The sequence below is a fragment of the Streptomyces sp. 2A115 genome (assembly GCF_052245575.1).
Taxonomy (GTDB): Bacteria; Actinomycetota; Actinomycetes; order Streptomycetales; family Streptomycetaceae; genus Streptomyces.
The window spans coordinates 241,257-249,932 of sequence record NZ_JBQQCG010000006.1 but is presented as its reverse complement, the minus strand read 5'-3'; the positions used below and the strand labels follow the sequence as shown (position 1 = coordinate 249,932).

Genomic DNA, 8,676 nt, shown 5'->3' with positions numbered 1-8,676 from the left:
GGGAGTGGGCTGAGGCGTCGGTGGCGTCGGCGCTGGAGGTCATGTGCGGTGGCTCTTTCTGGTGCTGGAAATTTCCTGTGCTGGATACTCCGGTGCGGGTGAGCACGCCCCGCCTTTTTGGGGCGCGCCTTCCGGGGCGCGCCTTCCGGGGCGCGCCTTACGGGACGTGGCTGGCGCACAATGGGTTCATGGACGACTCTCCGCCCTCCCCGAATCCCGTCAGCCCCTTGGAGCAGGCACTGCACGCGGCGCGCGCGCTCGTGCTCGCCGACCTCGTCGCGGGTGAGGTCGCCGAGGCCGACGTCGTCTCGCTCGTCGAGGAGTCGGTGGTGCAGCGCCGATGGTGGGTGGAGCAGTGGCCGGAAGGTATGGCGTACGTGGCGGGGCTGGTCGCCCAGGACGTACAGGACGCGCTCCTTGAACGGTACGGGCGCTGGCCGCTGTGCCCGGTCTGCGGAGTCGGCGACCCTCATGCGCTCGACGTGGAGCCGGAGTTGGGGCCCGACCCGCACTGGGTGTGCCACAAGGTGGGCGTGAAGGTCTCGGCGGTGGGTGCGCTCGGCTCGGCAGCCGGGGGTGCGCCTTCCTCGTGACCGTCTACATCGACCCTCCGGACTGGCCGGGGCACGGCCGCATGTGGTCCCACCTCATCAGCGACGTCTCGTACGACGAACTGCACCTGTTCGCCGCCGAGCTGGGCGTCCCGCGCCGCGCCTTCGAGCGCGACCACTACGACATTCCCGCGCACCGGTACGAGGACGTCGTGCGGGCGGGCGCGGTGGAGGTGAGGAGCCGCGAGGTGGTGCGGCTGCTGCACGCGTCCGGGCTGCGCAGACCCAAGGGGCGTACGGAGTCTGAGAGTTCGAAGTCCGGGACTTCGGAGTCCGGGAGTTCGTAGTCCTGGGTGCCGCCCCTCGGGTGTGCTTCAGCCGCGCAGCTCGTACGCGTACTGCTCCTCGTCCTCGCTCACCAGGGTGAAACCGGTCCGTGAAATCACCCCCTGTGAAAGGGAGTTCGTGCGGTCCACCGTCGCGAACAGGGACGTGACGTCCTCGCGGGCCAGTGCCCACGCGGACAGTGCGCGCAGGGCCTCGGTGGCGTAACCGTTGCCGCGGGCGAACTCCGCGAGGTCGTAGCCGACCTCGGCGCGGCCCTCCTCGTCCGGGACGCCGTGGAAACCCATGCCGCCGACCGCGCGGCCGTCCTCGCGGCGTACGAGGACGAACATGCCCCACTCCGGGCGGTGCACCCCGGCCTCGTACGCCTTCACGATCGCCCCGGCGGCGTCCCGGGTGCTCTCGAACGGGCCGCCCTCGATCCACTCGAAGCCGCCGGTGCCACCTGCGCACAGGTCGGCGGCGGCGGCGGGCGTGACCCCTTGCAGGGTGAGGCGCTCGGCGGGGATGACCAGGTTGTTGCTCCAGCGCCAGGTGGGCAGCGGGGCGCGGCCGGGCAGCTCGCCCCGGCCGGTGGCCCACAGGAGGGTGCGCCAGTGGTCGGGTCCCGGTCGGACGTGCGGGAAGATCCGGGTCAGCACGTCCTCGCAGAGCGCGGCCGGGGGCTCGTACGCGATGCCCAGTCCCTCGGCGATGTCGTGCGTGTGCGCGAGCACCTCGGTGACGCCCATCGCGGCGAAGCCCTCGCGGTTCGCGCTGCGGAAGGGGTACGGGTGGAAGGCCCGCACCTCGCGCGGGGTGGCCCGGATGGCGGCCGAGAACAGGGCGCCGGTCGCCTCGACGACATCCAGGACGTCCTCGACGCTCTCGCACTCGGCGAAGGTGATGTCGAACGGTACGTACCGGTCGGTGGGCCGGCCCGCCAACTGCCCCGCGTACGCGATGAGATCCGAGGCGATGTGCTCCGCCGTCCGGCGGCAACTCCAGTCGAGGCGGCCCGCCTTGACGCCCCAGTCCTGCCCGGTCGCCGCCCGCAGCAGCGCGAGCGCGCCCGCGACAGCCTCTTCCACCTGGTCCCCGCCCATGTCCCGCATGCCGGTGACAATAGGTGATCAGTTCGCGGAACGGGGCAGGTTGACCGGCTCGTTGGGCGCCATTGGTCGGGCGGCCTGGGCGGCGGCCTCTGACGCTGCTCCGGACCGGGCCTTCGCCGTGGATTGTCCTCAGCCCGTCAGCCCGTCAGCCCGTCAGCCCGTCAGCCCGTCAGCCCGTCAGTCGGCCAGCCCGGCCAGCCCGGCCAGCTCGTCCTCCAGATTCCGCCGCGCCCGACCCTCCCATTCCCTTGTCCCGTACGGCGTGCGGAAGAGACGGGGCAGGTCCAGGAGCTGGCGCAGGATCGCCGCTCGGCCCTCGCGGAAGGCGTCCGGGGGGACGAAGGCGTACTCCTCGCGGACGGCGGCCGTGTAGGCGGCGTACGTGTCCGGGGGTGCCGCCAGGATCGCCAGGTCCGCGTCGCAGAGGACTCGGCCGTTCGGGTCGTCGTCGGCCGGGTCGTGGGTGACCGTGAGGCGGACCAGGCGGGCCACCTCGGCCGTGGCGGTGGGGCTGAGGCCGATCTCGGGGAGTGCGCGTTCGGCGAGGCGGGCCGAGCGTTCCTCGTTCTCGGAGCGGTCGGGGAGGTAGACCGCGTCGTGGAACCACGCGGCCAGACGGACCAGGTCCGGGTCGTCCGCGTCCTTCTCCAGTACGTCGATGTGGTCCAGGACCGCCGCCAAGTGATCGAGGGTGTGGTAGCGGCGCTGCGGCTCCGACCAGCGGGCGAGGAGGTTGTCGGCGTACGGGGTGGGATCGGGGGTTTCCGTCCCACGAATCGCTCGGAGCGTGCGGAGCCAGCGGGTGCGCAGGGCGTCGAGGTCGGCCATGGGGTCATTGTCCGTCCTTCTCCGTCGGCCATAGCGTGGACCCATGACTGCTGTTGACACGCAAGGCGTACGGGACCCGGAACTCCCCGGGCGGCTGCTGGCCGCCGAGCGGGACATGCTGCTGCCGCTCCTGCGGGGGCGGCCGGAGGCGGACTTCGCGATCAGGACCTGTTGTCCCGGGTGGACCGTGCGGCATGTGCTGGCGCACTGCTCGGCCGCGTTGACCCGGGTGGTGGAGAGCCGGTTCGAGGAGGGGGTCTTCAGCCCCGAGGCCAATGACCGGGACATCGCCGAGCGCGGTGGCTGGTCCGTGGCGGAGGTCGTCGACGAACTGGAGCGGGGCATGACCGACGCGGGCCCGGTGATCGCCAAGGCGGGCGGGGTGCTGGACGTGATCGCGTTCGGGGAGTGGGTGCACGCGGGCGACGTACGCGAGGCCTGGGGCGAGCCCGGAGCGTACGGCGGCGCCCAGGTCGAGCCCGCGCTCGACCTGTTGGCGTGGCTCAGCCGGGAACGGGGATTCCTCGCGCTGCACGCCGACCTCGACGACGTGGACGATCCACTGCGGCTCGGGGCGCCGTCCGGCGAGCGGTCGCCCGCCCGCTACATCGGCGACGCGGCCACCCTCGTACGCCTCTACGCGGGGCGCCCGCTCACCGGGACGCGGTACGAGCTGGCGGGGGCGGGGGAGGCTGAGCTCAACATGTTCGGTTGAGCCCGGACCGTCGTGCTTGTCGACGGGCGGCCGCTACGAAGGTCGACCAGGCGGCCGCCCCGAATATCAGGGTTCCTTGGGCGGGGTTCTTGCTGTCGCGGACGGGGACGACGCCGGGGAAGCCGTCGGAGACTTCAACGCACTCGTTGGCTGTACCGCCGCTGTAGCTGCTCTTACGCCAGGTCGAGGTCCTCGGATCGGGCGCGGTGCGCATCCTCGTACTCCTCGGCCGCCCGCTCGATCAGGACGAGGGACGCGGCGGGCGACAAGGCCACGGCCCCCAGCAGATCGTAGGTCAGCGTGCAGCGGGTCACCACAGCCGGATCGTCCAACAGGCGGCCGGTTTCGACTCCTTGGGCGTATGCGACGGGCGGGGCGTCGTCGAAGGTCATCAGCTTGAAGAGGCCGTCCATTCCCGCGTGAGCGCCCTCCGCGAGGGGGAGCACCTGGGCGATGATCCGGTTGCGGCGGACCATCGCGGCGATGTGGCGGAGTTGCTCGGCCATGACCTTCGGGCCGCCCACCGGGCGCCGCAAGACGACCTCGTCCAGGATCACCCGGTAGCGGGGCGTCACCGGATCGTCGAAGACGCGCGCGCGGGCTTGCCGGGACGTCACTCGCTCCTCGACGACGTCCTCCGTCAGGACCGGGTCGTACGCCCTGATCACAGCCCGCGCGTACGCCGCCGTCTGGAGCAGGCCGGGGATCAGGTCCGGCGCCCAGTCCTTGATCGTCTGCGCCAGCCCCTCGAACTCCACCACATCCGCGAAGTGACGCTCGTACGGCGACTTCATCGCCGCCTCCAGGTTCCGTACGAAGAACCCGTCCGTCTTCAGGATCTCGTCGGCCATCTGGGCGCACTCCGGCTGCATGCGCCGGATACCTGCCTCCAGCTGCCCGATGAACGAGCCGCTGACGAACATGCGGGTGCCGAGGTCCTCCTGGGACAGGTCGGCCTCTTCGCGTCGGTGGCGGAGCTCGGCGCCGTACAGCGCACGGGGGGACTGGGACGGATCGAGTCGCTTCGGCTTCGTCTCGGGCATGGGGCAACTCCCTCTCGCACGGCTGGCGTTGTTGGACCGCGCCGCCTTCGAGGGTAGTTGCGGACAGTGACGGGTCGCGCGCGAATGGTGATATTCGTCGATCTCCGCCGCCGGGCGCGTAGGCTGACTATTGGACTAGACCTGTAGCCGCCCGAGGGAAGAGAACCTATGAGCAAGCGTGCAGTCCTGGAGGTGATCGCCCTCGACATCGAGGACGCGGTCGCCGCCGAGGCCGGAGGTGCGGACCGGCTGGAGCTGGTCACCGACATGGCCGCCGACGGACTCACCCCGCCGGTCGAGACCTTCGCGGGGATCCGGGCCGCCGTCGGCATCTCGCTGCGCGTGATGCTGCGCCTGGCCGACGGCTTCGAGTCCGGGGACGTACGGGAGCTCGTACGCGCGGCGCGGGGGCTGCGTGCCGCCGGGGCCGACGAGTTCGTGCTCGGGTTCCTGGACGAGGCCGGGGAGCCGGACCTGCCCGCGCTGGAGGCGGTACTCACCGAACTGCCCGGCTGCCGCTGGACGTTCCACCGGGCGATCGACCGCGCGGCGGACCGGGACGCCCTGCGCAAGAGGCTCTCCGACCTGCCCGGCCTGGACACGTACCTCACAGCGGGCTCGGCGTCGGGCGTGGACGACGGTCGGCCCACGCTCCTCGCGGAGGCGGGCCGACGCGGCGAACCGGGGTACGAGCCCCAGCTCCTCGTGGGCGGCGGCCTCCGCCTCGACCATGTGCCGGGGCTGCGCGCGGCCGGCATCGACGCGTTCCACATCGGCGGCGCGGCTCGGCCGGGCGGCTGGGAGGCGCCGGTTTCGGCGGAGGCGGTGCGGGAGTGGCGGGCGGTGCTGGACCGTGGCTGAGCACCTCTTCCGGCACGCTCCAAATTGAGCGTGTGGTGCAGCGACGGATCAGACGGGCGTGGCTGCGGCGGTACTCGCCGACGCGGGGCTCGACCTGTCGGCCATCCGAGCCGGACGTGAGCCGGACGTATCCCCTTGCCCGTTACGCCGGCCCGTTACGTCAGTTGGGACGGCAGCGCTGCCGCATGCGTCACGATCAGGCCCGAGACGGCTCGGGTCAGGGTCACGTACAGGCGGCGCAGGCCGGTTCGTTCGTCCGGTTCGCCGTCGACCACGGCCTGGGGCTCGTCCAGGACCACGTAGTCGTACTCGAGTCCCTTGGCCAGGGAGGCCGGTACGAGGGTCAGGCGGGTCGTGAGGGTCGTCTCCTCGCCCGGGGCGAGGTAGGTGAGGCCGGCCGCCGTCAGGGCCTCGGAGAGGGACGGTACCCGCGCGTCGGCCGTGATCAGGCCGATCGAACCCTCGTTGCGCAGCAACTCCTCGCAGGCGCCCACGACTTCGGAGTCGGAAGTCGTGTTACGGACCTCGAAGAAACCCGGGTTCTCCCGGACCGACGCGACCGGCGTCAGGCCCGGAGCGATGTGGGGGAGGAGCCGGGACGCGTAGGTGATGACGTCCGTCGGTACGCGGAAACCGGCCGTCAGTTCCTCCACGATCGCCTCCTGTTTGCCCAGGTGGGCCAGCGCCTCGTGCCAACTCCGGGTCGCCCAGGGCGTCGTACCCTGCGCCAGATCCCCGAGCACGGTCGCCGAACCGGTCGTGCAGCGTCGGCCCACCGCCCGGTACTGCATGGGGGAGAGGTCCTGCGCCTCGTCGAGCACCACGTGCCCGAGCGAGTGCGTGCGCTGTACGAGGTCGGTGGCCTCGTCGATCAACACGGCGTCCGCGGGCGACCACTTGGCGGACTTCACCGACCGTACGGGCTTGGACCAGAGAATGGTCTTCTGCTCGTCCTCGGTGAGGATTCCGTCGGCGTGGGAGGTCAGGAAGTCGGCGTCCGACAGCAGTCGCAGCACCAGCTTCGCCGGATCGACCGGCGGCCAGATCGCCTTGACCGCCGCCTTCACCGCCGCGTTGCGGGCGACCGCGTCCTGCACACGGTCGTCCGGCGCCTCCCCGGACCGCTCCATCTGCACCAGCACGGCGTGCGCGACGCGCTGCGGCAGGGCCTCGCGGGCGGCGCCGTAACGGATGTCGCGGTCCAGCAACTCCTGGACCATCTCCTGGAGTTCGTACGCAGGTACGCGCCAGCGCCGTGAGCCGCGTACGACCATGACGGGTTCGGTGGGCATGGTGACGTGCGAGCGGACGGCCCGGCGGAGCACCTCCGCCATCCTCGCGTCGCCCTTGACGACCGCGGCCGCCGCCTCGTCCGTACCCCGCACCTCCACATGCGCGACCAGGTCGTCGACCGTCGCCTGCTTGACCTCCAACTCGCCCAGCGCGGGCAGCACTTGCTCGATGTAGTGCAGGAAGGACTTGTTCGGCCCGATGACCAGCGTGCCGGTGCGGGCGAGCCGGTCGCGGTGGGCGTAGAGGAGGTACGCGACCCGGTGCAGACCGACGGCCGTCTTTCCGGTGCCCGGGCCTCCCTGCACGCACACCGTGCCGCCGAGACCGGACCGTACGATCTCGTCCTGCTCCGGCTGGATGGTGGCGACGATGTCGCGCATCGGGCCCACGCGCGGGCGCTCGATCTCCTGCTGGAGCAGCTTGCTGGTGGCCGCGGCCTCGGAGGGGTCGGTGAGGTGCTCGTCCTCGTACGCGGTGAGGTCGCCGGCCGTGTAACCGAAACGGCGGCGCAGCGCCACGTCGAGCGGGTTCGTCTTCGAGGCCCGGTAGAAGGGCTGCGACACAGGGGCACGCCAGTCGATGACCATCGGGTCGCCGTCGGCGTCGTGCACGTGCCGCCGCCCGATGTAGAAGCGCTCGCCGTCGGCGCCTTCTGCCTGGTCGGCGCCCGGGGCGTGCAGGTAGTCGAGGCGGCCGAAGAAGAGCGGGGTGTGGGAGAGGTCCGCGAGGGCCTTGATGCGCTCGTCGATCTGGTGGGACAGCGCTTCCGCGTTGACCCAGTTCGCGGTGACGTCCCGGATGTCGAGCGACTCGACGTCCTCGCGCATCGAACGGAGAGCGGCGCGGGAGTGGGTGAGATGGGCTCGCTCGCGGGACAGGGGATCGGCGGACGGAGCGGGGTCGGACATGGCGGAGTCGGGCGGGGTGGACACGGGGATTGCCTCCGGAGACCTGCGGGACCTGCTGGGACCAGCTGAGTAGCGGTGGGCCGGCCGGTTTCCGTCCGGGCGGCAGCTCTCCACGACGGGAGGCGGGCAAGAGCGGAGATCTTAGGCGAGCGAGGGAGGCGGAGGCCAATCATTTTCGCGGCCCCGTTTTCGTGCTTCCGCCTTCCGCAGCCCCGCGGTCCTCGTACGTCTCCTGTCGTCCCCTAGGGGACGGGGTCCCCCTTCCTCAGGGGGACGGGTCACTCCCGAGTCGTACCAGGAGTCGATTGAGGTTCGGCCCGCAGACCGATGTAAGCCGAGGGCTGGAAATCCACTATGGATACATGAGCACTGCGACTTTCACCCCAGCCTCCGTCCGGTCCGGCCCGCCGCCCGGCGCGACCGCCCTCCAGGGCAGCCACTCACACCGCCTCGGCGACGCCCTGCGCGCCGTCAAGGTGTTCGCGGGCGCCGCCCTCGGTGTGATCCTCCTCGGTGAGTACGGCGAGGAAGCGGGCGTACGCCGCCGGTAGACACGCTCGAACGAGACGGCGATCCACTCTTCAGAGACATCGATCCCCTCTTCCTCTCCGCCCTCGTCCTCTCCGCCCTCGTCCTCCCTCTACGCCCCCGTCGCGCTGTGTGTCCTCCAGCGGCAGCCCCGGCACCCCCCGGCAGCTGAGCGTGAGCCTTGAGCCGGTCAGCCCTCTTCGGGCAGGAGGATGTCAGCGTCGTCGAAGATCCGCAGCATGACCAGCAGCAGGCGTCCCCGGGTCACCATGTACTCCGCGACTATCTGCGAGGTCAGGCGGATCTCCCGGTCCTGGTCGCCCACTCCTATGGGCCGGGAGAGCTCCGTATACGGATCGCGGGCCAGTATCCCGATCGCCTTGTCGAGGGACGCCCTGCGCGCGGGCTCCAGCCGGTCGCGGTCACGGGCCGCGGGCTCGGTGTACAGCACCACGTAGATGTCCTCGTGAGGCATGGTGCCCTCCTCGCCGTGGCTCGAGCAGCACGGGC

At 71.2% G+C, this 8,676-nt stretch carries 11 protein-coding genes; 5 read left to right on the top strand and 6 right to left on the bottom strand.

All coding sequences use genetic code 11. From position 1 onward, the window contains the following. Positions 1-188 precede the first annotated feature (188 nt). On the top strand, positions 189-593 hold the full coding sequence (locus ACTWQR_RS08495) for a hypothetical protein (RefSeq protein WP_443226304.1): 405 nt from the start codon (positions 189-191) through the stop codon (positions 591-593). Further along, positions 590-898, top strand: coding sequence for a DUF4031 domain-containing protein (locus ACTWQR_RS08490; RefSeq protein WP_443226303.1), 309 nt, complete (start codon positions 590-592; stop codon positions 896-898). Before ACTWQR_RS08495 ends, ACTWQR_RS08490 begins: the two co-directional genes overlap by 4 nt. Positions 899-925: 27 nt before the next feature. Here the strand turns inward: ACTWQR_RS08490 and ACTWQR_RS08485 are convergent, their stop codons facing one another. Then, a complete protein-coding gene (locus tag ACTWQR_RS08485; RefSeq protein WP_443226302.1) occupies positions 926-1,990 on the bottom strand; it encodes a GNAT family N-acetyltransferase in 1,065 nt (354 codons plus the stop codon). A 177-nt stretch (positions 1,991-2,167) separates the two neighbouring features. Beyond that, entirely contained in the window at positions 2,168-2,818 is a 651-nt protein-coding gene (locus ACTWQR_RS08480; protein WP_443226301.1) for an HD domain-containing protein, read from the bottom strand. A 43-nt stretch (positions 2,819-2,861) separates the two neighbouring features. On the opposite strand from ACTWQR_RS08480, the gene ACTWQR_RS08475 reads away from it, so the two are divergent. Further along, positions 2,862-3,533 (top strand): maleylpyruvate isomerase family mycothiol-dependent enzyme, encoded by a 672-nt coding sequence (locus tag ACTWQR_RS08475; RefSeq protein WP_443226300.1) that lies wholly within the window; start codon positions 2,862-2,864, stop codon positions 3,531-3,533. Here the strand turns inward: ACTWQR_RS08475 and ACTWQR_RS08470 are convergent. After that, positions 3,517-3,747, bottom strand: a complete 231-nt coding sequence (locus ACTWQR_RS08470; protein WP_443226299.1) for a DUF397 domain-containing protein — start codon at positions 3,745-3,747, stop codon at positions 3,517-3,519. The genes ACTWQR_RS08475 and ACTWQR_RS08470 overlap by 17 nt on opposite strands. Continuing rightward, entirely contained in the window at positions 3,707-4,576 is an 870-nt protein-coding gene (locus ACTWQR_RS08465; protein ID WP_443226298.1) for a helix-turn-helix domain-containing protein, read from the bottom strand. Before ACTWQR_RS08465 ends, ACTWQR_RS08470 begins: the two co-directional genes overlap by 41 nt. A 168-nt stretch (positions 4,577-4,744) precedes the next feature. On the opposite strand from ACTWQR_RS08465, the gene ACTWQR_RS08460 reads away from it, so the two are divergent. Beyond that, positions 4,745-5,437: a copper homeostasis protein CutC gene (locus tag ACTWQR_RS08460; RefSeq protein ID WP_443226297.1), complete on the top strand. Its 693-nt coding sequence runs from the start codon at positions 4,745-4,747 to the stop codon at positions 5,435-5,437. 155 nt (positions 5,438-5,592) lie between these two features. On the opposite strand, the gene ACTWQR_RS08455 is transcribed toward ACTWQR_RS08460, so the two are convergent. Continuing rightward, positions 5,593-7,638 (bottom strand): HelD family protein, encoded by a 2,046-nt coding sequence (locus tag ACTWQR_RS08455; RefSeq protein WP_443226319.1) that lies wholly within the window; start codon positions 7,636-7,638, stop codon positions 5,593-5,595. A 362-nt stretch (positions 7,639-8,000) separates the two neighbouring features. Between ACTWQR_RS08455 and ACTWQR_RS08450 the strand changes: the two genes are divergently transcribed. Continuing rightward, positions 8,001-8,189: a hypothetical protein gene (locus tag ACTWQR_RS08450; protein WP_443226296.1), complete on the top strand. Its 189-nt coding sequence runs from the start codon at positions 8,001-8,003 to the stop codon at positions 8,187-8,189. 167 nt (positions 8,190-8,356) lie between these two features. On the opposite strand, the gene ACTWQR_RS08445 is transcribed toward ACTWQR_RS08450, so the two are convergent. Next, positions 8,357-8,641 (bottom strand): hypothetical protein, encoded by a 285-nt coding sequence (locus ACTWQR_RS08445; RefSeq protein WP_443226295.1) that lies wholly within the window; start codon positions 8,639-8,641, stop codon positions 8,357-8,359. Between the last annotated feature and the right edge of the window lie 35 nt (positions 8,642-8,676).